This is a genomic window from Janthinobacterium aestuarii, from assembly GCF_051380835.1.
In the GTDB taxonomy this organism is placed as follows: Bacteria; Pseudomonadota; Gammaproteobacteria; order Burkholderiales; family Burkholderiaceae_D; genus Janthinobacterium; species Janthinobacterium aestuarii.
Window position 1 is genome coordinate 45951 of sequence record NZ_JBNYXU010000002.1, and the last position, 24082, is coordinate 70032.

Below are 24082 nucleotides of genomic sequence, written 5' to 3' on the forward strand. Positions count from 1 at the left end.
TGCAATGCTTGCACTCTGAAAAATCGGACGGTGTCCAGCCGGCCGGCAAAAAAAATACACAAGGAGACGCAATGAACCGGACAGTCATGAATACTCTCATTATTACCCTCTTCGGGGGAACGTTGGCAGCCTGCGGCGGTGGCAGCGAAGGATACAGCGCAGGCGCAAGCCAGCTGCTGGCCGGCGCCACGCAAGCGGTCGTCTGCTACGCGCCGTGGAACAGCGGCACGGCCTACAACGGCGGCGGCCAGGCCAGCTACAACAACGTCAATTACACGGCCAACTGGTGGACGCAAGGCAATAACCCGTCGACCAGCAACGGCGGCGCCGGCAGCGGCCAGCCCTGGACGGCGGTGGGAGACTGTGGCACGCCGACACCAACTCCTACGCCAACTCCGACACCCACGCCTACCCCAACACCTACGCCGACTCCCACCCCAACACCTACGCCGACTCCCACCCCGACACCGACGCCTACCCCCACGGGCCTGGCGAAACACGCGCTGATCGGCTACTGGCACAACTTCACCAACCCCAGCGGCGCGACCTATCCGATCAGCCAGGTCAGCGATGACTGGGACGTGATCGTCGTCTCGTTCGGCGACAACGCGGGCGGTGGCAATGTCAGCCTGACCATCGATCCGGGCGCCGGCACGGAAGCGCAATTTATCGCCGACGTGGCAGCCAAGCGTGCCAAGGGCAAAAAAGTTATCCTGTCGCTGGGCGGGCAAAATGGCTCCGTTTCCGTCGGCAACACAGCCGAGGCGACGAATTTCACCAACAGCTTGTACGCCATCATCACCAAATATGGCTTCGATGGCATCGACCTGGACCTGGAAAACGGCGTGGCGCAAGGCGCGGCCATCCAGACGTATTTGCCGATCGCCGTGAAAAACCTGAAAGCCAAGGTCGGCAGCAGCTTTTACCTGTCGATGGCGCCGGAATGGGTGTATGTGGAAGGGGGCTACACGAGCTATGGCAGCATCTGGGGCGCCTACATTCCGATCATCAACGCTTTGCGCTCGGAGCTGACGGTGCTGCACCCGCAGTACTACAACAATGGCGATATCTATACGCCGTACGCCACCGGTCCCATCAAGGCAGGCTCGGCCGACCAGCTGGTGGCCACGGCGCGCATGCTGATCGAAGGTTTCAATTACGGCAGCAATACCTTTGCCGGCCTGCGTCCGGACCAAGTGGGCTTTGGCGTGCCGTCAGGGCGCAGCTCGGCCGGCTCGGGTTTCACGACGAATGCCGACGTCAGCAACGCCCTCCATTGCCTGACGCGCCTGCTCAACTGCGGTACCATCAAGCCGCTACAGGCGTATCCGGACTTCCGCGGCGTAATGACGTGGTCGATCAACTGGGACCGCCACGACAACTATAATTTCTCCGTGCCGACGAAGACCGTGCTGAAGACCTTGCCGTAAGGTCAGGCAGGCCGGACGAGCACTACCCTCTTCCGGCCTGCACACTATATAGGTAGGCGTGCTTACGCTACGGACGGGTACACAAGACGGTCCGGGTCGGCAATCAGGCAGTCCAGCACATGGTCGCGCCAGCTTGGCTTGCCGTCATGGGCAAGCACATGGCGGGCATAGGCGCAAAAGCAGGCAGCGTCGAGATGCCCGGCGCGCGCCATACCGCCAAAACGCCGGTCCAGCACGAAGAACCGCAGGCGCCAGGTGATGTCCGTCGCGCCGGCCACATCGGTTCTTTGCCTGTCTTCACGCGTGACGGCCACGGAAATGAGCTGCGCATGGCGTTGCCGCAGCTGGCAAAACAACAGCCAGGCCTGCATGTCCGGCTCATAGCGGCAGGTCGACACGCCGCGCACCAGCGGATAGCGCCCGGTGCGGCGCGCAATGCGGTCGCAGGCGAACTTCGCCAGCACCGTGCGGTGATTGCCGCCGCCATCCGTGTACCAATCGTGGCCATCGATGGAACTGAGCACGATGCCATTGTCGAGTTCGCCGTTGAAATAGTAGTCCGGGTTGCGTTCATATTGGGCAAAAACGGCGCGCATCTTGCCCGGTTTGTATTGCGGTGCCAGCGCCGCGTCGCGCCACGATTGCCCCGCATAATGGTCCGACTGGCCCACGACGCTGCGCATGTCCATGAGAGAGTCGCGCCGCAGGCACTCGCGCACAACGAAATCGTCGAGGCTGGCGCCGTGTTGCGCAGGAAAGACGTCGCGCCACTCGGCAATCACTTGCTGCGACCAGGGCTGTGGCGTGGTCAGTACATCGTCAAAAAGGGCGGGCATGCTGTTCTCCAGAAACCCCAGCACATGCTGGTTTACTGTGTAGGCAGCAAATGCGTGTTTTGGACGGGATCAGCCCGGTTTCGTGAAAATAAAATGAAATTACAGGTATCGATAGTTTGTTTCTATTGATTTGGTTGATATATTTTGCTTCCTTTTGTAAATGAGAATCGTTACTATTCAAATCAAGGATAAGCGAATTCAACAGAAAGGAGCCTCCCTTGTTCACAGCGATCAAAACATTCAGCCAGGTCTGCACGCACATGTCGATCGCCTTCGGCCTCGCCTACTTGCTCACGGGCTCCCTGGCGCTCGGTGGCTTGGCCGCCATCATCGAACCGGTCATCAACGTGGCCCTGCTGCCGTGGCATGAAAAAGCCTGGCATGCGATCCGCCGCCGCTACGCCGCCAGCCGCCTTGGCTTTGCCGCACTGGCCGGTGAAAAGCTCAGCCAGACGGCCTTGCACATGAGCGTGGCTTTCGGCGTCATGTACTGGGCCACCGGTTCCATGGCCTTCGGCGGCTTGCTGGCCGTGGTCGAGCCGATCTGCAACGTGATCGTCCTGCCCTTCCACGACCGTCTGTGGGAAAAAGCCCGCTTTCGCCTGGAAAGCCGCAGCGCGGCGCCGCTGGCGACGCTGCCCACCTGATATTTTTCACCCAAGAACAAGGACTGGGCTCGAACCCGGCGGGTCCGACCCCGGCTTCTGCCGCAGGCCAAAGCCGATATGGCGGCCGGTTTCAGCCGCCTTCATGGCATGCTTTACACCTTGCCCGCCCACACGGATGGGCGACGCTGCCCCCACGGCGCCGCCCGCTCCAGCTGTCCCGCCAGGCGCAGCAAGATTCCATCGTTCGCGTAACCGGCCATGAACTGCATGCCGATCGGCAAACCGTCATTGGACATGCCGAGCGGTACGGACATGGCTGGCAAGCCCGCCACGTTCGCCAGCGGCGTGTACGGCGAATGCTCGAACAGGCGCGCCGTCCAGCCAACGCCGTCAAGTTTTTCCTCCTTTTCGCCATAGCGGCCCAGTTGCCATGGCAAGTCCGGCATGGTGGGCGTCAGCAGCACGTCGTACTGGCCAAACAAGGCGCCGGCCTGGCGCGTGACGGTGTTGCGCACGTCGAGGGCGGCCACGAAATCGACTGCCGAGACCGTCTTGCCATGGCGGTAGCAGGCCAGGGTCGCCGCTTCCAGGGTGTCGAGTGACACGCTCCGCCCGCTCTCTTGCGCAAGGGCGTCTATCCATGGCACCAGGTTGGCGCACCAGATGCTGGCATTGGCGTGCACGAACGCTTCCCACGACACGCCCAACGCGGGCGACACTTCTTCCACGTGGTGGCCCAGGCTTTCCAGCAGGCGCACGGTCGTGTCCAGCGCGACATCGATGGCCGGCACGGGATGGGCGCCATTGCAGGCGGCGCGCTGCACGGCGATGCGCAGCTTGCCCGGCGCCACGCTCACTTGCGACAGCCAGCTGTGGCCGGGCGCAGCCGTCACATATGGCTCGCCCGGCAGCACACCCTGCACGCAATCAAGCAAGGCGGCGCTGTCGCGCACGGTGCGGCTCACGCCCAGTTGCACGCCCAGGCCACTGAAAATTTCATCCATGACGGGGCCGTTCGAGACCCGGCCCCGGCTTGGCTTCAAGCCGAACAGGCCCGTCGACGCGGCAGGCACGCGGATGGAACCGGCCGCATCCGTCGCATGGGCCAGCGGCACGATGCCGGCCGCGACGGCCGCCGCCGCGCCGCCGCTGGAACCGCCCGCACTCAATGCCACGTTCCACGGATTGCGCGTGACGCCGTAGAGCACGGGTTCCGTGGTGGTGGCAAAGGCCATTTCCGGCGTGCTCGTGCGGCCAAAGGTGATTAGTCCTGCCTGGCGGAACTGCGTCATCAGGTGGGAATCCAGCGCGGCGACATGGCCGGCGCCCAGGCTGCTGCCCGCTTCGCTGCGCTTGCCCGCCATGGTGACGGCCACATCCTTGATCAGGAATGGCACGCCGGCGAACGGCGCCGCGTGGTCGGTTTGCGTGAAATCGGCCGGCCATAGCTCGACCACGGCGTTGATGTGCGGGTTGACGGCGGCGCAGGCGCGCACGGCCGCATCGTGCAATTCAGCCGCAGAGACGGCGCCATCGCGCACTAGCTGGGCTAGCCCCAAACCGTCAAAGCTAGTATATTCATGGAGTTGCATCAGTTAGTTCCTGTAAAAGATGAAGAGTGAGAATCACGGGAACTACTGTAGGGCTTGCGCTATCATAGTGGAAATGAATAGTTGATATACAAGGTATAGCCATGAACAATCTGCGCAAGCTGGACTTGAACCTGCTGCTGACCCTGAATGCCTTGTTGATCGAGCGCAACGTGACGCGGGCGGCGGCGCGGCTACACCTGAGCCAGCCATCCGTCAGCGTGCAGCTGGGCAAGTTGCGCGCCGCCTTCGACGATCCGCTGCTCTTGCCCGGCCCGCGCGGCATGCTGCCCACGGCGCGTGCGCTGGCTCTGTTCGCCCCGTTGCAAGCCGTGCTGGCGCAGCTGGAGCAAGTCTTGCAGCCGGAACAGGCCTTCGATCCGGCCACGGCCGAGGTACGCTGGAACCTGGCGGCGGCCGACGCCACCGAATATGCGATCCTGCTGCCCATGCTGCCCGCCCTGCGCGCGCAGGCGCCGTTGTCGCGCATGGCCGTGTTCGAGGCCGTGCCGGCGCGCATGGCGCAAGACCTGGAAAATGGCCAGGTCGACCTGGGCTTTCTGGCGCAGGAAGAAGCGCCGCCCGGCTTGCGCCACCGCACCTTGTTCACCGAGCACTACGTGCTGGCGGGCCGCCGCGACCATCCGCTGCTGCAAACGGCTCCCGACGTCGATCAATTTTGCGCGCTGGAATTCATCGTTGTCTCGCCCAACGGCGGCGGTTTCCGCAGCAATGTGGATGCGGCACTGGAATTGCTGGGCCGGACGCGCAAGGTGGTGCTGTCCGTGCCGCATTTCCTCATCGTCCCGCCCTTGCTGGCAGCGTCCGACATGGTGGCCCTGCTGCCGTCGCGCCTGCTGAAAAACGCGCTGGGCGGCCTGCGCACGTGGGAACCGCCCGTCAGCCTGCCCGATTACGAGATGGCCATGGTCTGGCACGAGCGCATGCACCTGGACCCGGCGCACCGCTGGTTGCGCGAACGCATCATGGCCTTCTGAACCCTAGGCTGCCTTCGGTTTGAGCATGCCTTCCACGATACCCAGCACGGTCTGGCGCGGCAGCAAACGCGGCAGCCACGCCAGCAGCCGGTTCGGCCTGCCCGCCACATGGCTGCTGCGGCCCTGGTCCAGCGCGCGCAGCGCTTCATCGACGACGGCTTGCGGATCCATGCGCTTGCCCACGGCCGCTTCGGGCGCGGCCACGACGTCGAAGAAGGCCGTCTCCGTGGCGCCCGGGCACAGGGCCAGCACGCGCACGCCGCGGCTGCGGTTTTCCGCCCACAGCGCTTCCGAGAACGACAGCACGAAAGCCTTGCTGGCGCCATACACGGCCATGTAGGGATCGGGCTGCAGCGCCGCCGTGGAGGCCACGTTGATGATGGCGCCGCGCCCTTTTGTCAGCATGTGGGGCAAGGCGCAGTGCGTCATTTCCATGAGCGCCGTGCAATTGACGGTCACTTCAGCAGCCTGGCGCGCCAGGTCGATGCTTTCGAAGCGGCCATGCGTGGCGAATCCCGCGTTATTGATCAATACATCGGGCGCCATGTCCAGCGACCGCGCTTGCGCATAGGCTTGTGCAGCGGCGCCGGGCTGGCTCAGGTCGGCCACCAGCGCATGGGCGCGGATGCCATGGCGCTGGGAAAGTTCCCTGGCCAGACTGTCGAGCACGGCGCCGGAACGTGCCAGCAACAGCAAATGGGCGCCGCGCGCGGCCAGGGTTTCCGCAAATACACGGCCGATGCCGGACGAGGCGCCCGTGATCAGCACGGTCTGGTTGGTATAGTTGAAAGCGGTCATGGCAGTGGTGTGGAGTAGATGAAGTTTTCAATGTAAACTGTAGACTTTAGTCCACGGTCAAGCGTGGAACGCAAAAAAATGCACATGGCTGCGTTGCATTGACTTGCCGTACTAGCGTAATGTCTGCGCCAATACGCCTTGCCTGCACATTGTTCGCGTCCCGCAAATTAGTAGAAAGTCAAAAAACTATGCGCATCGGAGAAATCACCCGCCTGACGGGCGTCAGCAAGGACACGGTCCGCTTTTACGAGCGCCAGGGGCTGCTGGACGAAGCCCCGCAGCCGGGCCTGACGAATAACTACAAGGAATATTCGGCGCAAGCCTTGCGGCGCATCGAGCTGATCGGCCACGCCAAGGCGCTGGGTTTCACCTTGAAGGAAATCGCCGACGTGATTGCCGTCTGGCAGGAAAACGCGCTCGATGTGCAGACCAAACGAGCTATGCTGGAAACGAAAATTGCCCAGATCGACGACAAGGCCCGCTCGATGGCCGTGCTGCGCGCGGGCCTCGTCGATGCGCTGGCCAAGGTGGAGACGGGCTGTAACGATGTGGCGCCAGTGGAATACAAGAATAAATACAAGGATAATCAATGAGCAACTATTACACGCGCTACCGCCACCTGGCGATCGAGGACGCCAAGCCCGCCCCCACGGCGCGGCAGATCGCCGCCATCGAGGCCTTGCTGGAAGCGCCCTTGCCGCCGGCCTTCCTGGCGTTCTTGAAAGTGGCCAACGGCGCCTGTTTTGACTACACCACTGATGTGCCGGACGGCAATGGCGGCGTGGAAAAAATGGGCTTTAATACCTTCTTCAGCGCCGATGAAGGTGATTTCTGCGATGAAACACTGGTCGGTGAAATCCGCGCCGCGCGCAAGCACACGGATATGCCCGCGCGCATCCTGCCGTTCGCCCGCGATGGCGGCAATTCCATGGTCTACCTGGACCTGACGGACGAAGGCGGCGGCCGCGTGCTGGCCTATGTGCAGGAATTGCCGGACTGGACGGGCAAGCGCGCCCACGGCCTGATGGAACTGGCACCCTCGTTCGACGCCTGGCTGGACAGCCTGTACATCGACCGCGACACGGTGCTCGATGAGCTCGAACACAGCGTTTCGGAACCATCGCACCTGGACGCGATGGCAGAATGGCTCGATATCGGCATGCCCGCCTGGCGCCGTGATGCCGGCATCACCGCTTTGTTTGCTCTTAAACAAGTCGAATTGTGCGCTAACGAACAGGACTAGTCCTACGGGCATAATCGCGACTGTCCTATGGGTGTGCGCAGGCTGCTGGCTTAACATTGTCATCAGCTTGTAGAAAAAACCACACCCGAAAGGATTTGCCATGCCTATTCCTACCACCAGTTCCCGTACCCCCTCCCTGAAAAGCGTCGCCATCGGCGCCGCCGTGGCCTTATTGAGCGGCATCGCCATCAACAGCATCGCCGCTGCCGTACCAGGCGCGTACGACAAGCAATTCATCAGCAAGGCCGCTGACGCAGGCAGCACGGAAATTGCCGCAAGCAAAGTAGCGCAAAGCAAGAGCACCAATGCGGAAGTGAAGAAATTCGCCGATGCCATGGTTACGGATCACACGAAAGTGGCTGACGAGCTGAAACAGCTGGCCAGCAGCAAGCAGATCGAGGTCAGCGACCAGCCCGGCAAGAAACACCAGGCGCAGATCGACAAGCTGAGCCGCCTGGAAGGTGCGCAGTTCGACAAGGAATATGCAGCCACCATCGGCGTGGCGGCGCACAAGGACGCCGTGAAACTGTTTACGGATGCCAGCCAAAAGGCCAGCGATCCGGACATCAAGGCCTTTGCCGCGAAGACCTTGCCAGCGTTGCAACATCACCTGGAAATGGCGAATACCTTGCATGCTGCGGTGGGCAAATAGCCAAGTTGACGGCAATTAGCGGGGACATGCTTGCTGTACGTGCCGTACGGCAAGCATGTCTGCTCTTGACATACAATGCGGCAACTTCGTTTTCGGCCATGCCATGACCTCATGCAGCTACTCAAGAAAACCGGCCTGATCGCCGCCGCCTTCCTGCTCATTTTCCTGTTGGCAGGCTGGCTCTTCATCAAAGTCAGCGCTGCGCGCAATGCCACCGTGTATGCACAGCAGTGGAACGACCAGGGCACGTGTGTGATCAAGACCTATGTGCCGCACTACGGCAACGGCGTGCCGCAGAACATCGTGCGCGCGCTGAGCACATCCACCTTCTTCCGCGTGTACCACAAGGATGGCACCTTGCTGGAAAGCACGGAATGGGTGCTCGACATGCATGAAGACGGCATCCTGGACCACGCCCGTTGGGGCGAGAACCAGACCCGCGCCATCTATCCGACCGACCTCGGTGACGAAGGCTGGACCTTGCCTGTATGCGCGTGAACGGGCGATGAGCACGCAAAGACAAAAGGGCCTGCGCAGCCCCTGGATCGACGTGCCATATGAGCCCACGCTCTATCATTTCATTGGTCCCTTCGACGTGTACGACCGCGAAGAAACCCTGGGCGTGGAGCTCGACACGTGGAACATGAACGACCCGGTCCAGCGCGCAGCGCTGATACGGCGCGACATCACGTCGCAATACAAGGAACTCAGCTACCGCCACCGCCATGCGCTGGTGGCCGTGCTGGCGCAGGCGCTGCAAGACCCCGCTTTTGATTTCCAGGCCATCCTCGAGCACGACCCCGAAAGCACATACGCCCTGCCCGCCTTGTGGGATGAGATGGACGATCCGCGCGCCTTTTTCGCCGACATTTGCCGGCTGGTGCAGCAGGACTGGCGCGACGACCTGGCGCGCGCTGCGGCGGAAGACCCGGCCAGCTGGTAGCGCGGCGCGGCCGCCACACTATCGATACGATAGCTTCCGGCCGCCTTTTCCCTCTGTCAACGCGATTGCGGCCACTTGCACGCGACGTTGCAAAAACGCCCCACTCAAAAAAATACTGTTGCACCAGCGCATGTCTGCTGGCATCGCGCTACTATGAAACGTCGGCACTTCGATAGGCGCCGCCGCACCGCACCGGTTCCCCGCCGGCTTTCCCCTGCCGCAATGTGAAGGAGATTCTCATGCCCAAGTTCACCCCTGCCATTTGCCTGTCGGCCATGCTTGCCGCCGCGACGCTGCCCGGTATCGCCAGCGCTGCCGAAGGCGGCGCCACGCGCGCCGATGCCGAAGCCATGGTCAAGAAAGGCGTGGCCTACATCAAGAGCGCCGGCGACGCCAAGGCGTATGGCGAGATCACGGCCAAGTCGCCCCAATTCATCCTGCACGACCTGTACCTGGTCGTCTATAAACTCGACGGCACGGTCGCCGCCCATGGCGCCAATCCGAAAATGGTCGGCAAGAACTTGATCGAGCTGAAGGATATCGATGGCAAGGCCTTCGTCAAGGAACGAGTCGACCTGGCCAAGAGCAAGGGCACGTTCTGGCAGGAATACAAATTCACGAACCCGGAAACCAAGAAGATCGAGCCAAAGGTGATGTACTGCGAAAAGCTGGCCGATTCCGTCGTCTGCGGCGGCATCTACCTGTAGCCAGTCGCCGCGCGGCCAGCGCCGGGATGGCACGCCGATCTCTCGACGAATCTTTCAACGAATTTCTCAACGAACTTTTCAACGCTACGGGCCTCAATGAAAATCGCACAGAAGATGTTGATCGTCCCGGTGGTCGCGCTGGCTTGCCTGCTGGCCATGGGTGCCTTGTCCTACTTCGCCATGCAGCAGAATGAGCAGCGCATGCGCGAACTGAAAGACGTCACCCTGACGGCCGAACGGCTTGCGAACCAGCAAGCTATTGCCCTGGGCCAGGTACATGCCGACGTGTACGCGAAGATCGCCATCGCGGCCAGCCTGTCTGAAGAGCAGTTCAAGCAATTCGGCGCGCAAACGGATGGCCAGTTGAACGCCATCGCGCAAGGATTGGGGGAGCTGCAGAAATTCTCGGGCGCCGCCACGGAAGCGGGCCAGGCCTTGCCCGGTGTCGAGCGCTACCGTGCCAGTGTGGCGCAGGCGCTGGACCTGGCGTCCATGGACCCGAACACGGGCGTGGCCGCGATGCAAAATGCCGCCGGACACTACCAGCAAGTGCGCGGGCAGCTGCGCCAGGTACTGCTCAACCTCGACCAGCGCACGGTTGTGGCCTTGCAGGAAACAAAAAATGCGGGCCAACGCGCCGGCTGGCTGTCGCTGGGCACCATGGCTGTCGGTTTTGCCTTGCTGGCCCTGATCGCCACATGGGTGGCGCGCTCCGTGGTGGGGCCCATCGATGACGCCTGCCGCGCCGCCGAAAGCCTGGCCGCAGGCGACTTGACCACGCGCATTGAAGCCCAGGGCGACGACGAGGTGGGCAAGCTGACCCGGGCCCTGGCCACCGTACTGAAGAACTGGAACACTTTATTGGGCGACATACGTCAGGCGGGCTCCACCATCACGGTGGAAGCCAGTGAAATCGCGCTGGGCAATGCGGACTTGTCGGCCCGTACCGAGTCGCAAGCCCATTCCCTGCAAGAAACGGCGTCGTCCATGCATGCCTTGACGGATACCGTGCGCGAGAATGCCAGCCACGCGCACCAGGCCAACCAGATGGTGTTGTCGACGTCGAACGTGGCGCTCGAGGGCGGCCGCGTCGTGGGCCAGGTGGTCGAGACGATGGGCTCGATCAAGGCCAGTTCCGGACGCATCGTCGACATCATCGCCGTTATCGACGGCATCGCGTTCCAGACGAATATCCTCGCCCTGAACGCGGCCGTGGAAGCGGCGCGCGCGGGCGAACAGGGGCGCGGCTTTGCCGTCGTCGCCACCGAGGTGCGGGGCCTGGCCCAGCGTTCGGCCACGGCGGCGCGCGAAATCAAGCAGCTGATCGAGGATTCCGTGGCCAGGATAGAAACGGGCAGCGAGCTGGCCGACAGCGCCGGGCGCACCATGGGAGATATTGTTGCCTCCGTCCAGCAGGTGACGGAAATCATGAACGACATCACGGCGGCCAGCCAGCGCCAGAGCAAGGGCATCGAGGAAGTCAACAATGCCATCACGGAAATGGACGAATTGACCCAGCGCAATGCCGCCCTCGTCGAACAATCGGCCGCCGCCGCGCAAAGCATGCAAGACCAGGCGCATGACTTGTTGCGCGTGGTTGACGCCTTCCGCCTGGGCGATGGCGGCCCGCCGTTGCTGCCCCGTCAGTAACGTTGCGGCATCGCAGCCTTGGCGCAGGCCAGCATTCTCCTGCCCGCGTCGGCCAGCGCGGGGTCCGGGTCCGTCTGCAAGGTGCTGCCCAGGCTGCTCTGATCCTCGTAACTGCCCAGCATGGCCGCATACAGCGAGGCCTGATTCTGCTTGCGCCAGGTGGCGCTGGGGAGATTGCCGGGGGTGACAGGTATGCCGGCGCTGAAGTAGCCATACAGGCCGCCCACCTGTTTCTTGTGCAACCATTCCATCAATTGCACGATGCGGTACTGTTCCAGCAAGCTCAGTGCGTGAACATTGACGCTGGACAAGGTGTAATACAGTTCCAATCGAGCCATCCAGTTGCCTTTTTCGCCGGCCGCCACCAGCGCATCCCAGGCGGGGCCGGCACGCAGCTTGCGCACATCGCCCGGCAATGCCATCCACGCCTCGACTGTGGCCTGGTCCGGCACGGGGCCATACTCAGCGGGCGCGCGGCAGACGAACTGGCGCGCATCGGGCCCGCCATCCTTGAGCGCCTTGCTAATCTGCCCGGCCACCTTGTCGCCGATGCCCAGCAGGCGCTTGCCATAGCTTTCCAGGGTCCAGTTCGAAGGCAAGCGTCCCAGCCAGGCCAGATCATCGTCGTTGGCGCGGGCCTGCACCGCATAAGCGGCGATCCTGGCCTGCATCTTGACTTCTTTCTGCTGCTCCGCCAGCTTGCGCGCCTCTTGCTCCTCGTCATAGCGGCTGGTGGTCTTGGCCAGCTGCATGCATTGCTGGAAAGCGTCCGGCGCGCCCTGCCAGCATGCGGCGGGCACCTTCAGCTGCCAGCGCATGCTGACGGTTTTCAGAATATATGTGTCTTCGCCCTCCTCCCCTTTGACATAGGCGCGGCCGTCGGCCTTCGTCACGCCTTTGGTCAGCTGCTTGCCGCCAGCCGTGCTCCACGTATACGGGTCATCGTCCTGCGGCACGCCGGGCGCGGCGTACAGGGTCAGGTAGTGGCCGGCTGCCGCAGGCGTATCGGCGGCATGGCTGAGCGGCGACAGCAGGGATAAAGCCAGTAAAGTTCTTCCAGGTTTCAGTTTCAGCATGAAGCCAGCAGTTCAATGAAGTTCGGTATGGCAAGCGCAGTCGTGGCCGCTGGCCGCTTCGGACAGGTTTTGCAGGATAGCGCAGTCTTGCGACGGCTGCGGCTGGTCGCACTGGTGGCGCAGGGTCACGAGTTGCTGCTGCAATATTTGCAAATTCGCCATTTGTTCGGCAATGCGCAAGATATGGTGGTCGAGCAATTCATTGACGCTCTGGCACCCTTCTGCCGGATTATTCTTGAATTCCAGCAAGGCGCGGATATCGGTCAAGCCGATCTGCAGGGAGCGGCAATGGCGGATGAATTGCAGCCGTTCCTGGTGTTCTTCGCGGTATTCGCGGTAGCCGGCGCTGTTGCGACCCGGTTCCTGCAGCAAGCCCGCCTTTTCATAATAACGCACGGTTTCCACATCACAATCCGTCCGTTTGGCCAGTTCTCCGATACGCATGGTATCCCCTTTCATTCTTTCGCGCAAATTGCGCTTGACCCTGTAGCGGCTATAGGGTTTCTAATGGAAGCATACACGAAACCGGAAGGACGATGCGATGCCACACGATAGCCACGATCACGACCACACCCATGCGCACGACCATGAGCACAAGCACGACCATCAGCATGACCACAAGCATGACCATGCGCCCAAGGCGGCCAGCTGCTGTTCCAGCCAACATGCGTGCTCGTCCACGCCTGCCGCTCCGTCTGGTCCGGCCCTGCCCAGCACAGCCATCGCCGGCGCGAACACGGCCAAATACCGCATCGCGAACATGGATTGCCCCACGGAAGAACGGCTGATCCGCAACAAGCTGAGCAATATGGCCGGCGTCGTGGGCCTCGATTTCAACCTGATGAACCGCGTGCTCGACGTGCATCACACGCTGCCCTCGCTGGCCACGGTGGAAGCGGCCCTGCACGGCATCGGCATGCAAGCCATTCCCATGGAAGCGGATGCGGCCGTCGCGCGGGATCCGAACGAAGGCAGCCTGAGCGGCCTGCAAAAAGGCTTGCTGGTCGTCTCCGGCCTGGCTGCCGCGGCCGCCGAAGCGCTGGCCTGGACCACGCATGAAGACAGTTCGCCCCTCGTCATCGCCCTGGCCCTGCTGTCGATTGCCACAGGCGGTTGGCCGACCCTGAAAAAGGGCTGGATTGCCCTGAAAACGTTCACCCTGAACATCAATTTCCTGATGAGCCTTGCAGTTTTCGGCGCCGTCGCCATCGGCCAATGGCCGGAAGCGGCCATGGTCATCTTCCTGTTCGCGATTGCCGAACTGATCGAAGGCCTGTCCCTGAACCGCGCGCGCAACGCCGTGCACAGCCTGATGCAGCTGGCGCCCGATACGGCGACAGTAGCCGACGCCAGCGGCGCCTGGCAGCAAGTATCCGTCGCCACGGTGACCATCGGCGCCCTGATGCGCGTCAAGCCGGGCGAGCGCATCGCCCTCGATGGCATCGTGCAAAGCGGCGAGTCGTCCGTCAACCAGGCGCCGATCACCGGTGAAAGCATGCCGGTGGACAAGGCCGTGGGCGACATCGTGTATGCGGGCACCATCAATGAACGCGGCTTGCTCGATGTCGCGGTGACGGCCAACAGCGGCAACAGCACCCTGGCGAAAATCGTCAAGGTGATCGAGGAAACCCAAGGCAAACAGGCGCCCACGCAGCGCTTTGTCGACAATTTCGCCCGTTACTACACGCCGGCAGTCGTCGTCTTCGCCATCCTCGTGGCCGTGCTGCCGCCAGTGCTGCTGGGCCAGCCATTCATGGCCTGGGTGTATAAAGCGCTGGTGATGCTGGTGATCGCCTGCCCTTGCGCACTCGTCATATCCACGCCAGTGACCGTCGTCAGCGGCCTGACGGCGGCCGCGCGGCGCGGCATCCTGGTCAAAGGCGGGCAATTTCTGGAAACGGGCTACCGGATCAAGGCCATCGCCGTCGACAAGACGGGTACCTTGACCATGGGCAAACCGGCCGTCACGGACGTGGTGGCGCTCGATGGCGGCAACCGCGACGCCATCCTGCTGCTGGCTGCCAGCCTCGATGCCAACTCGGCCCACCCCCTGGCCGCCGCCATCGTCAAGGCCGGTCCGCCCGCTGGCAGTCACTTGCCCGTGACACAGTTTGCCGCCCTGCACGGACGCGGCGTGCAAGGCACGATCGCTGGCCAGACGTATTACCTGGGCAATGCGCGCCTGATGACGGAATTGAAGATACTGACGCCGGCACTGCAAGCCATCCTGGCGGGGCTGGAACAGCAGGCGTACACGGCCATGGTGCTGGCCACCTCCGCTGGCGCGCTGGGCGTCATCGCCGTGGCCGACGTGCTGCGCCCGACGGCGGCGTCCGCCATCGCCAGATTGAATGCGCTGGGCGTCACCACCGTGATGCTGACGGGAGACAATGCGCTGACGGCGCAGCGCATCGGCGCCGAAGTCGGTGTCAGCCTGGTCAAGGCAGAGTTGCTGCCGGAAAACAAACTTGATGAAATCAAGGCCTTGCAGCAGCAGTTCGGCGTGGTGGCCATGCTCGGTGACGGCGTCAACGACGCCCCGGCCCTGGCGCAGGCCGACATCGGCTTTGCCATGGGCGCGGCCGGCAGCGACACGGCCATCGAAACGGCGGACGTGGCCCTGATGGATGACGAACTGGGCAAATTGCCTGAATTCATCAGCCTGAGCCAGCGCACGCGCAGCATTCTCGTGCAAAACATCAGCTTTGCCATCGGCATCAAGGCCGTCTTCTTCGGCCTGGCCCTGGCCAGCATGGCGACCCTGTGGATGGCCGTGTTCGCCGACGTGGGCGCCAGTCTGCTCGTGGTGGCGAACGGCCTGCGCTTGCTGCGCAAGAGCCAGCAAGCATAGTCCCTAGCAGAAATATTTCCATCTGGACAATTGCTGTAAAAAACGCTACTTTGGCGCTTGATCTCCAACGCCGCCAAAGTAGCCGATGACCTTCCTGCCCCGCCTGACCCTGCTGTCTACCTTGCTTGCCAGCACCTGCCTGCATGCCGAACCCCTGGTTTTCACCCCCTGCTCCGATACGGCCGCCCCCGGCAGCCTGTGCTCGGGCTTGAACGTGCCCGGCACTTACGATGCCCAGGGCCGTGCCATCGGCAGCGCGGAGGCCATGCACGTCTTCGTGCGCAAATTTGCCGCCGATGTGCCTGCCGGCAAGCCGGCCAAAGGCACTCTGTGGCTGGTGGCGGGCGGTCCCGGCGAATCGGGCGCCGCGTTCTACAGCCTGCTGCCCACCTTGCGCCGCAGCTTTCCGGGCTTTGAATTCCTGATTCCCGACCACCGGGGCACGGGCCATTCTTCGCGCCTGTGCAAGGTGGAAGAGTCGGAACAAAGTCCCGGCGGCCGCGCCCTGGCCGGGGCCGAATGGGGCAGCTGCTTTGCCGGCATCAACCTGGTGCCGGAATACGCGGGCCAGTTCTCCATCACCACGGCGGCGCGCGACTTGAAAGCCTTGATCGAAGGCGAACAGGGCAAGAAGAAGCCGCCCGTGTATGTATACAGTGTGTCGTATGGCACGCAGCTGGTCTTGCGCACCTTGCAGCTGGGGCCGCTGCCCGTCCAGGGCGTCATCTTCGACTCCTTGGTGCCGCCGCAAACGGATGCGCGCTGGGACTTGAGCCAGCGCTCGCACGTGGTCAACACGGTCGGCATGCAGGTACTGGCCCGCTGCGATGCGGATGCGGCTTGTCACGCGGCACTGGGCGAGCCGGCCGCAACCCTTTACCGCCGCGTGCTCGACAAGGCGCAAGCGGACCCGGCCCTGCTGGCGATGATTCCCGGCAAGAACCTGAAAAACTTCCTTGGCGGCATGCTTGACGTGCCAGCCGCGCGCGCCCGCATCCCGTATCTGCTGCAAGACCTGGACCGGGGCGGCGAGACGGAGCTGGCGTCCGTGCGCGCCACATTGACGGACGCGGCCGCCAGCCTGGGCAGCTATCCCCAGTCGCCGCTGTCGATTCCGCTGGTCAGTATCATCAGCAATTCGGAAAACAATCTGCAGCCGTCGTTGCGCCCCGGCTGGACGGCCGCCGACATCGCCCGCGACGAGGCGGACTTGCTGTTTACCAGTCCCCTGCCCCGCATCCTGCTGGGCGGCGGCTTGCCCACCTACCCGCGCGACGCCTATTTCGGCGTCCTGCCGGAGAAAATGCCGCCAACTTTGGTGCTGCAGGGAACGCTGGACCCGAAGACGCCATACGCGGGCGCGCAGGCGCAAGTGCGGGCTTTGATACAGAGCAAGGCCGGCAAGGTGGCCCTGTCCACCGTGCAGAACGCCCCGCATTTCATTTTATGGACGGCGCCAGCCTGTTTTGAACAAGCCAGCACCCGCTTTATTGCCGGCAAGCCGGCGCACGATTGCACGCTGTAGTTCCACCTACTAGTGAGAAGAGGACGAAATGCGCATCAGGAGCCTGGCATTGCTGCTGTTATCTTGTTACGGCGTGGCGCAAGCGGCGCCGCCCGCCGCCCCGTCCATCTGCGCCTCGCCCGCACAGTCGATCCGCGAACAAGGCTATGTGCCCATCAATGGCATCGAGCAATGGATCACGGTCACGGGCGCCGCCTGCGGCAATCCCGTGATCCTGTTCATTCATGGCGGCCCCGGCAATGCGCTCAGTCCGTACGCGGACGCCATCTACTCCGGCTGGGAGCGCCACTACACCCTGGTGCAGTGGGACCAGCGCGGCGCCGGCATGACGTATGCGAAACAGCGGCCCACGGAAGACGTGCCCTTGACGGTGGAACAGATGCGCGATGACGGCATCGCCGTGGCCCGCTATATCGAACAGCATCTGGGCCAGCGGAAGGTCATTTTGATGGGCAGTTCCTGGGGATCGATACTGGGCGTGCACATGGCCAAGGCGCGCCCCGACCTGTTCCACGCGTATATCGGCACGGCGCAGGTGGTCAATGCGCGGGACAATGAGACCGGCATGTACCGCGAAGTGATGGCGCTGGCGCAAGCGGCCGGCGATACCGCCACGGTGGACAAGCTGACGGCGCTCGGTGCGCCGCCATGGCGCGATCCGTGCAACTTCGGCATCTTGCGCCGCTTCGACCGCAAATATGAAGGATTGGCAACGGATCCGCCACCGAAACACTGGTGGCAGCCGGCGCCGTTCTATGCCACGCCGCAAGCCCTGGAGGCGGCCGAGGCAGCCGACGACTACTCGTACATCCAGTTCATCGGCATGCGCGGCGACGGCATGTTCGCCAAGGTCGACCTGCCCGCGCTGGGTACGCGCTTTGACTTGCCCGTGTTTTTCATCATGGGCGAAGCGGACTTGCTGACCTCGCCCGTCATCGCGCGTACCTACTTCGACAGCATCACGGCGCCGGCCAAGGATTTTACCGTGGTGAAGCGGGCCGGACACGACCCCAACCAGGCCGTGCACGACGCCCAATGGACGGTCTTGCGCGACAAAGTGGCGCCGCTGCTGAAGCGCTGATCCATTAGACCGAGATCGAGATCGCCCGGCGCGCCCGCAGATGCAGGTGGCGGATGGTGGCTGCGGCCGCCATCAGAATGGCGGAAGCCGTGGCCAGCACAACGATAAACGCCTTGTCAAAGGCCGAGCGGGCCAGTTCCGACACTTGCAAGCCCAGTTCGGCCGGCAATTGCTCGGCGGCCAGCAGTGCCGCATCGAGGGTGTCATGCGCATTCGGCAACAGGCCCGCGCTTTCCGGTATCACCAGGGTGGCGCTGTAGACGGCCGACAAGATGGTACCCAGCACCGTCACACCGATCACGGCGCCCAGTTCATACGACACTTCCTCGATCGACGCAGCCATGCCCGCTTGCTGCGGCGCCACGTTCAGCATCACGGCGCTGGACGCGGCCGTCATGACGGCGCCCAGGCCCAGGCCCAGGATCACCAGGCTGGCCACTTGCGCCGAGACGGCGGCGTCATGCAGCACCAGATACGATGCCATGCCGATACCGGACAGCAGCAGCGAACCCCACAACACCTTGGCCTTGTCGGCGCGCGGCAGCATGAAGCCCGTCAGCGGCCCTGCAAACACGGATGCCAGCGGCAACGGCAACAGCAGCAGACCCGCTTCCAGCGGCGACAATTCCCGCACCAGCTGCATGTGCTGGCTCAGCGCCAGTTCCATGCCGATCAGGGCGGCGGACGCCACCATGGCGGCGGCCACGGCGCTGGAAAACGGCAGTTCGCGGAACAGGGCGAAGTCGATCAGCGGCTTGGCTTGCCGCTTCTGGCGGCGCGCGAATTTGAGCATGAAGAAGGCGCCCACGGCGAATGCACAGGCAGCCAGCGCATACGAGGGCTGCGACTTGCCCAGTTCCTTGATCGCATACACGCCACCAAGCAGGCCCATCATGATTTGCAAAGAGCCCACCAGATCCCACGGTTTGTCGCGGTTAGCGGCCCGTTTCGGCAGGACGACGGCGGCCAGCACCAGGGTCAGCAGCACGATGGGCACGTTGATCAGGAAGACGGAACCCCACCAGAAATGCTCCATCAGGAAACCGCCGAGCACGGGGCCAAACGCGGCGCCGCCCGAGGCGATGGCCGCCCACACGCCGATGGCGAACGAGCGCTCGCGGTTGTCCGTAAAGGTCAGGCGGATGATGGACAAGGTGGCCGGCATCATCAGCGCGGCGCCGATGGCCAGCAGCACGCGGGCAAAGATCAGCCATTCGGCTGCGGGCGAAAACGCGGCGCACAGCGAGGCGATGCCGAACACGGCCAGGCCGGCAAGGAAAACGGGTTTGTGGCTTAAACGGTCACCGAGGGTGCCGAGGCCGGGCAGCAGACCGGAGACGACCAGCGCATACACGTTGATGATCCACAGTTTTTGCGAGGAAGAGGCCTGCAAGTCGCGCGTCAGCGCGGGCAAGGCGGTGTAGAGCACGGTCATGTCGACCACGATGAGGAACAAGGCGCTGGAGACGATGGCCAGCGTCAGCCATTTTTTCATTGGATGCATAAACAACTCATGGATTTTAGTGTGACTTTTAACAACTATCGGTATGGATAAAGCGGGTGCTGCGCAAATATTTGCGTTCCAGGCTGCCACGGGCCTGGGCTGGTCGGGGGTGGCGGGCGTCAGCCACGATCGGCATCCTTGTCATCCACGGCGGCGGACAAGGCAACCGCCGCATCGACTACGTTAAGTTCGCGCAGCATGACGACGGATACTTGCTTGAAACCACGGCCCTGGAAGAATTTTTGCGCCGTCAAGTTGTGCGCGCCGCATTCGAGGAACAGACGGGCGACGCCGTGACTGTGCAGCTCGTCGGCAACCCATTCCACCAGCTGGCTGCCGATGCCGCTGCCGCGCACGGAGGGCAGCAAAACCAGGTCGTCGAGCGCGGCGAACGATTTCGAGGCGCGCTGGCGCGTGTCGATGGAAACCAACGCCATGCCGACGATGGCCTCGCCCGACGCGGCGACAGCCAGCAAGGTCGAATCGCCATGCACCCAGTCATGCGACAGGGCGGCGCGGATTTCGCCACGGATGACCTCAGGCAAGTCCGCACGCCAGTTGCCGGGCGCATCGGCGCGCTCGCCCTGCAGCTCCGAATGGGAGATATAGTCGGCGCTGACGTTGTCGAGGTAGAGCTTGCACAAGGTGTCTTCGGCGGTAGCATCGTGGCACCAGCTGAAGCTGATGGCGGGTGAATTGGCTTGAGCGTTTTTCATGGCGGATCTCGTGTTGTTGAAAATGTAAAGACATTTTATGTCGCCCCTGAATGGCATTCAAGTTAAAATCCATCTATAAAACAGATAGGTGAATGGCATGCAATGGACTTTGGAACAAATGCGCTACTTTGAAGCGGCCGTCGCGGCCGGCTCTTTCTCGGGCGCGGCGCGCCGGCTGGGTCGCGCGCAATCGGTGGTCAGCACCTCGATTGGTTTACTGGAAGCGGAATTCGGCGTGGAACTGTTCGACCGCTCACGCCGCAGCGCCGTGCTGACGGAAGCGGGCAAGGTCATGCACCTGGAAGCGTGCGAACTGCTGCGCCAGGCCGAGCGCCTGCAGCTGCGCGCGCAACTGCTGAGCGCCGCTCCCGAAGCCCAGCTGACCCTGGCCCTGGACGAAGCCCTGCCCTACCTGGCCATCGGCACTTTGGTGAAAGAACTGGCGGCGCGCTACCCGGCCCTGGAACTGGTGATGCTCAACGCCACGGCGTCGGAAGTGGCGCAATACGTGGAGCAGCAGCAAGCCGACGTGGCCTTTCACTTCGACCGCGGCCCGATCTCCCCCGTCCTGGAACAGCAGCACATCGGCAGCGTGGCGCAAGGCGTGTTCGTGGCAAAGGGCCACGCCATGGCCCACGGCCAGGAAGTGAGCCGCAACGAACTGACCCGCTACCGCCAGCTGATCATGGATTCCGAACTGAACCGCGAACACGCGTTCAGCCCCGCCGTCTGGTTTTCCGACAGCTTTTACAGTATTGCCGAGATGGTCGCGGACGGGCTGGGCTGGGCGATTTTGCCGCTGAACATCGCCAATTACGACAACTACAAGGGCTATTTGCAGGAAGTACCCTGCCCTGCCCTGGCTTTATCGCGCCTGCCTGTGCGGCGGCTGTCGATACATGGGAAAAAGCTGAGCGAGACGAGTTTGTGGCTGACGGACAGGCTGGCGGAGTTGTTGGCGGATGGGCCGCGGGGGTAATGTAGCAAGTCAAGGTGGAAATGCTTGGGGTTTTAATGCTCAAAAGAAGCCAGCTCCTGATAGCTGATTCGGTACGACAAGGAAGCGGAGTTAAAGGCCGAGGTATGACACAATCCACAATGATTTGAACTTGAATGATTGAAAACGACCGCATTAAATGACCAGGAAAAAATGAGTATTAACGCCAAACTGAAAAAACTCGAAGATAATGCCATGGCCAAAGGCGAGTATGCGGTCGCCGCAGCCGTAGCCCATCTGTTACAAGATATAGCCTGCGTGGACAAGCAGATTAATCTGGTTGGGGCGATGCACGAAGTTGGCTACCTGCAAAATTCATTTTCTCCATACTGGAAAGAATTCAGAGCTGATGAATCGGCATGGATAGAACGCTGCTTAACCAGACTTGTCACTGCTGATCATGACTATTGGGCGCTTGCTTCGCTTCTGGGCTGCAATGGCCCAACGACCGTCAGCATCGCCATTGGCCAGGGTTTCAAATCCGCCGCAACAAGGCTCTACGAACGTTTTGACAAACCCAAGGTCCATGTCAATACTTTATATTTGACAGCCAATGGAAAAGTGCTCCATCCAGTACTGGAAATCGGCTATGACACAACTGAAATGAAAAATGTCGACGTGGGGAGAGCGCGGGCGCTTAGTTTGGAAAATGCACAATGGCAACCAGGTGATTGTTTGGGCGAAGGCGCACTGTCACTTTCCATGCAGGCCAAACTTCCGCATGGCGCATGGAGGTCGGTATGGACGGCTTTTGAAACATGGGATGCATAATGACATGATGAAATGCAAGACAGTCTATGCATGGCTGGAAATGGCGCAAGATGATGAAGTGCTCATTGATCCCGACGATATCAATCACGAAGCGATAAACAATATGTGGAGCTTTTCGCCCACGGACGAGGAAACGCCGCAGATCCATGCGGCGGATATCGTCGAATTCATCGGAGAGTTAATCGCGGCCCGCAGCAGCTCGCTTTCTGGCGAGCAGATGCTGTTCTATTGCTGGCACGATGCGCAATGCCGCCAGTTGCGCTTCAGCCTAGTGTCGCGCTCGCACGGCCGCTTGCCGTTTCGCCGCGCGCTGCGCGAAACGCAGGATCTGGCGCTGATCGCCGACCTCGTGGTGAACGGGGACTGGCGCAACGAACATTATATGCAGACCCCGTCGGACGACGGCGATGAGCAGGAGGCCGCGCCGTTCGTCCTGCCTGTATTTGTCGTGCCTGTGCCTCAGGAATCAGCACCGCAGAAAGCGCGCGGGCCGGCAAGCCTCCAGGGCTGACACTGGCTTGCTGGTAACGATTTCCTCGCTGGCAAGCTGGCCCACGATGGCCGCCAGCACGACGCCCGGATGCATGGCGCACACGTACGCGCCTTTGATATTCGGCAAATAGCCGATGATGGGCACGCCGTCAAAGGGCATGGGGCGCAGGCCGACGCAGGCGAATGCCGGCGCGATGGACTCGGCGCCTTCCAGTTCGTTGCGGATGGCGCTGGCCGTGCGCTGCGCCATGGCGGCGGGCTGATTGTCCGGCGCGTCGTCCACGTAGTCTTCCGCTGCCAGCATGGTCCCGTCTTCGTCTTGCCGCACTTCCATTGCATCGCTGGAAATAATGCCACGCACCAGACCGGGTGGCGCCTGGTAGCGCATGAAAATCGCGGGCGATGCGTGGATGGGCAGGCTGGCGCCCAGCTGTTCGGCCAGTTTGGCGGTACCTGTGCCTGCCGCCAGCACGACCACGTCTGTTTCGATGAGGCCCGCGGCCGTTTCCACGCCCGTCACCTTTGCGTCCCGGACGGCAAAGCCCAGCACGGGCGTGTGCGTGCGGACGGTCGCGCCCAGCGCCCGGGCCGCTGCCAGCAAGGCATGCGTCGCGGCAACGGCGTCGAGCGCGCCCTGCTCCGGCTCGTGGACGGCCTGTTCCGGCGGCTGCCTGAGATGCGGTTCAAGCTGGGCGATGCGCGAGCGGCCCACCAAGATGGATTCGGGCGACACCCGCCCATCCTGCGTGCCATACGACAAGGCGCCATGCCAGCGCACGGTCAAGCCGGGCACCTGCGTTTCCAGCCGGCGATAGGCCGCGATGGCGCCGCCGCGCAGGACCGCAATGGGGTCAGTCCCGGCGCAGGACGTGTTAATCCACGCAAACGAGGTGCCCGTCACGCCGGAAGCAATGGCTCCCGCCTCGACCACGGTGACTTGCGTCCCCTTGCTGGCCAGGTGGTACGCGAGCGACGCGCCCACGATGCCGGCGCCGATGACGACGATGCGTTTTGGGGCCTTATTATTCATATCTGACAACTTTGTTTATTTATCACAGGGCAGAGTCTACCCCAGCCGCCCGCAAATCCAGCGCATAGGCATGGCCATCGACAACATTGCCTGCCACGATGGCAATATCTGGCACGGCCATTCCCTGCACGAAACCGCAGCGTTCCAGCACGCGGATCGACGCCGCATTGCCATCGATGGCATAGGCACACAGGCTGGCCAGCCGCCATTCCTCTTGCGCCAAGGCGATCAGGTGGTGCAACGCGGCCGTGGCCAGGCCCTTGCCCGCCTGCTGCTCGCCGATGCGGTAGCCGACTTCGGCGGTTCGGGCCTGCCCGTCGATATCCTTGAGGTTGGCGCGCCCGATCAGCTCGCCGCGCTCGTCCACGATGACGCAGGGGTGCATGCGGCCCTGCGCATGCTCATCCAGGAATTGCGCGACATGCATCTGGATGCCGTCGATGCTGTAAAAAGCGTCCGGGCGCCGGTCGATATGGCGCTCGAACCAGGCCCGGTTGGCTAGTTCGAAGGCCAGCAGCGGCGCGGCGTCGCCGGGGCGCAGGGTGCGAATCGTGTGTGTACTCATGGAGACTCCTGGAAAGGCAT

At 62.6% G+C, this 24082-nt stretch carries 25 protein-coding genes; 16 read left to right on the forward strand and 9 right to left on the reverse strand.

Annotation, left to right across the window (positions count from 1 at the left end):
* The first annotated feature begins 86 nt into the window (after nt 1–86).
* Entirely contained in the window at nt 87–1430 is a 1344-nt protein-coding gene (locus ACQ4WO_RS06475; RefSeq protein ID WP_436480690.1) for a chitinase, read from the forward strand.
* 62 nt (nt 1431–1492) lie between these two features.
* On the opposite strand, the gene ACQ4WO_RS06480 is transcribed toward ACQ4WO_RS06475, so the two are convergent.
* Complete coding sequence (locus tag ACQ4WO_RS06480; RefSeq protein WP_436480691.1) at nt 1493–2266, reverse strand: hypothetical protein; 774 nt, start codon at nt 2264–2266, stop codon at nt 1493–1495.
* A gap of 218 nt (nt 2267–2484) precedes the next feature.
* Between ACQ4WO_RS06480 and ACQ4WO_RS06485 the strand changes: the two genes are divergently transcribed.
* Nucleotides 2485–2913 carry a DUF2061 domain-containing protein gene (locus ACQ4WO_RS06485; RefSeq protein WP_338678708.1) on the forward strand — a complete coding sequence of 143 codons (429 nt, stop codon included), beginning with the start codon at nt 2485–2487 and terminating at the stop codon, nt 2911–2913.
* Nucleotides 2914–3026: 113 nt separating this feature from the next.
* On the opposite strand, the gene ACQ4WO_RS06490 is transcribed toward ACQ4WO_RS06485, so the two are convergent.
* Complete coding sequence (locus ACQ4WO_RS06490) at nt 3027–4466, reverse strand: amidase (RefSeq protein ID WP_436480692.1); 1440 nt, start codon at nt 4464–4466, stop codon at nt 3027–3029.
* A 101-nt stretch (nt 4467–4567) separates the two neighbouring features.
* Here ACQ4WO_RS06490 and ACQ4WO_RS06495 point away from each other — a divergent pair, with 101 nt between their 5' ends.
* Nucleotides 4568–5461 (forward strand): LysR family transcriptional regulator, encoded by an 894-nt coding sequence (locus ACQ4WO_RS06495; protein WP_436480693.1) that lies wholly within the window; start codon nt 4568–4570, stop codon nt 5459–5461.
* A gap of 3 nt (nt 5462–5464) precedes the next feature.
* On the opposite strand, the gene ACQ4WO_RS06500 is transcribed toward ACQ4WO_RS06495, so the two are convergent.
* Nucleotides 5465–6259 carry an SDR family NAD(P)-dependent oxidoreductase gene (locus tag ACQ4WO_RS06500; RefSeq protein WP_436480694.1) on the reverse strand — a complete coding sequence of 265 codons (795 nt, stop codon included), beginning with the start codon at nt 6257–6259 and terminating at the stop codon, nt 5465–5467.
* A gap of 188 nt (nt 6260–6447) precedes the next feature.
* Between ACQ4WO_RS06500 and ACQ4WO_RS06505 the strand changes: the two genes are divergently transcribed.
* The 7 genes from ACQ4WO_RS06505 to ACQ4WO_RS06535 all read left to right on the forward strand — a co-directional run bounded on the left by ACQ4WO_RS06505 (nt 6448) and on the right by ACQ4WO_RS06535 (nt 11454).
* A complete protein-coding gene (locus ACQ4WO_RS06505) occupies nt 6448–6852 on the forward strand; it encodes a MerR family transcriptional regulator (protein WP_436480695.1) in 405 nt (134 codons plus the stop codon).
* Complete coding sequence (locus ACQ4WO_RS06510) at nt 6849–7502, forward strand: SMI1/KNR4 family protein (protein ID WP_436480696.1); 654 nt, start codon at nt 6849–6851, stop codon at nt 7500–7502. The genes ACQ4WO_RS06505 and ACQ4WO_RS06510 overlap by 4 nt, the downstream gene beginning before the upstream one ends.
* A gap of 100 nt (nt 7503–7602) precedes the next feature.
* Nucleotides 7603–8154, forward strand: coding sequence for a DUF4142 domain-containing protein (locus tag ACQ4WO_RS06515; RefSeq protein ID WP_436480697.1), 552 nt, complete (start codon nt 7603–7605; stop codon nt 8152–8154).
* 111 nt (nt 8155–8265) lie between these two features.
* On the forward strand, nt 8266–8652 hold the full coding sequence (locus ACQ4WO_RS06520; RefSeq protein WP_139088993.1) for a hypothetical protein: 387 nt from the start codon (nt 8266–8268) through the stop codon (nt 8650–8652).
* A 7-nt stretch (nt 8653–8659) separates the two neighbouring features.
* Nucleotides 8660–9097, forward strand: a complete 438-nt coding sequence (locus ACQ4WO_RS06525) for a hypothetical protein (protein ID WP_436480698.1) — start codon at nt 8660–8662, stop codon at nt 9095–9097.
* Nucleotides 9098–9336: 239 nt separating this feature from the next.
* Nucleotides 9337–9804, forward strand: a complete 468-nt coding sequence (locus tag ACQ4WO_RS06530) for a cache domain-containing protein (protein ID WP_128141489.1) — start codon at nt 9337–9339, stop codon at nt 9802–9804.
* Nucleotides 9805–9900: 96 nt separating this feature from the next.
* On the forward strand, nt 9901–11454 hold the full coding sequence (locus ACQ4WO_RS06535; protein WP_436480699.1) for a methyl-accepting chemotaxis protein: 1554 nt from the start codon (nt 9901–9903) through the stop codon (nt 11452–11454).
* Here the strand turns inward: ACQ4WO_RS06535 and ACQ4WO_RS06540 are convergent.
* Nucleotides 11448–12530 (reverse strand): hypothetical protein, encoded by a 1083-nt coding sequence (locus tag ACQ4WO_RS06540; protein ID WP_436480700.1) that lies wholly within the window; start codon nt 12528–12530, stop codon nt 11448–11450. The genes ACQ4WO_RS06535 and ACQ4WO_RS06540 overlap by 7 nt on opposite strands.
* A 12-nt stretch (nt 12531–12542) precedes the next feature.
* Complete coding sequence (cadR, locus tag ACQ4WO_RS06545) at nt 12543–12974, reverse strand: Cd(II)/Pb(II)-responsive transcriptional regulator (RefSeq protein WP_034748257.1); 432 nt, start codon at nt 12972–12974, stop codon at nt 12543–12545.
* A gap of 97 nt (nt 12975–13071) precedes the next feature.
* Between cadR and ACQ4WO_RS06550 the strand changes: the two genes are divergently transcribed.
* The 3 genes from ACQ4WO_RS06550 to ACQ4WO_RS06560 all read left to right on the forward strand — a co-directional run bounded on the left by ACQ4WO_RS06550 (nt 13072) and on the right by ACQ4WO_RS06560 (nt 17987).
* Nucleotides 13072–15381, forward strand: a complete 2310-nt coding sequence (locus ACQ4WO_RS06550; protein ID WP_436480701.1) for a heavy metal translocating P-type ATPase — start codon at nt 13072–13074, stop codon at nt 15379–15381.
* Nucleotides 15382–15466: 85 nt separating this feature from the next.
* Nucleotides 15467–16906 (forward strand): alpha/beta fold hydrolase, encoded by a 1440-nt coding sequence (locus ACQ4WO_RS06555; protein WP_436480702.1) that lies wholly within the window; start codon nt 15467–15469, stop codon nt 16904–16906.
* Nucleotides 16907–16934: 28 nt separating this feature from the next.
* A complete protein-coding gene (locus ACQ4WO_RS06560; protein ID WP_436480703.1) occupies nt 16935–17987 on the forward strand; it encodes an alpha/beta fold hydrolase in 1053 nt (350 codons plus the stop codon).
* 4 nt (nt 17988–17991) lie between these two features.
* Here ACQ4WO_RS06560 and ACQ4WO_RS06565 read toward each other — a convergent pair whose 3' ends face one another.
* A complete protein-coding gene (locus tag ACQ4WO_RS06565) occupies nt 17992–19482 on the reverse strand; it encodes an MFS transporter (protein ID WP_436481175.1) in 1491 nt (496 codons plus the stop codon).
* A gap of 128 nt (nt 19483–19610) precedes the next feature.
* Entirely contained in the window at nt 19611–20207 is a 597-nt protein-coding gene (locus ACQ4WO_RS06570; RefSeq protein ID WP_436480704.1) for a GNAT family N-acetyltransferase, read from the reverse strand.
* A 97-nt stretch (nt 20208–20304) separates the two neighbouring features.
* Between ACQ4WO_RS06570 and ACQ4WO_RS06575 the strand changes: the two genes are divergently transcribed.
* The 3 genes from ACQ4WO_RS06575 (at nt 20305) to ACQ4WO_RS06585 (ending at nt 22486) form a co-directional block, all read left to right on the forward strand.
* A complete protein-coding gene (locus ACQ4WO_RS06575; RefSeq protein ID WP_034748268.1) occupies nt 20305–21186 on the forward strand; it encodes a LysR family transcriptional regulator in 882 nt (293 codons plus the stop codon).
* 171 nt (nt 21187–21357) lie between these two features.
* Complete coding sequence (locus tag ACQ4WO_RS06580; RefSeq protein WP_436480705.1) at nt 21358–21975, forward strand: hypothetical protein; 618 nt, start codon at nt 21358–21360, stop codon at nt 21973–21975.
* A gap of 4 nt (nt 21976–21979) precedes the next feature.
* Nucleotides 21980–22486 (forward strand): hypothetical protein, encoded by a 507-nt coding sequence (locus ACQ4WO_RS06585; protein WP_436480706.1) that lies wholly within the window; start codon nt 21980–21982, stop codon nt 22484–22486.
* Here the strand turns inward: ACQ4WO_RS06585 and ACQ4WO_RS06590 are convergent.
* Nucleotides 22442–23497 (reverse strand): NAD(P)/FAD-dependent oxidoreductase, encoded by a 1056-nt coding sequence (locus ACQ4WO_RS06590; RefSeq protein WP_436480707.1) that lies wholly within the window; start codon nt 23495–23497, stop codon nt 22442–22444. The two genes, ACQ4WO_RS06585 and ACQ4WO_RS06590, sit on opposite strands and share 45 nt — an antisense overlap.
* Nucleotides 23498–23519: 22 nt before the next feature.
* On the reverse strand, nt 23520–24062 hold the full coding sequence (locus ACQ4WO_RS06595; protein WP_436480708.1) for a GNAT family N-acetyltransferase: 543 nt from the start codon (nt 24060–24062) through the stop codon (nt 23520–23522).
* Nucleotides 24063–24082 lie beyond the last annotated feature (20 nt).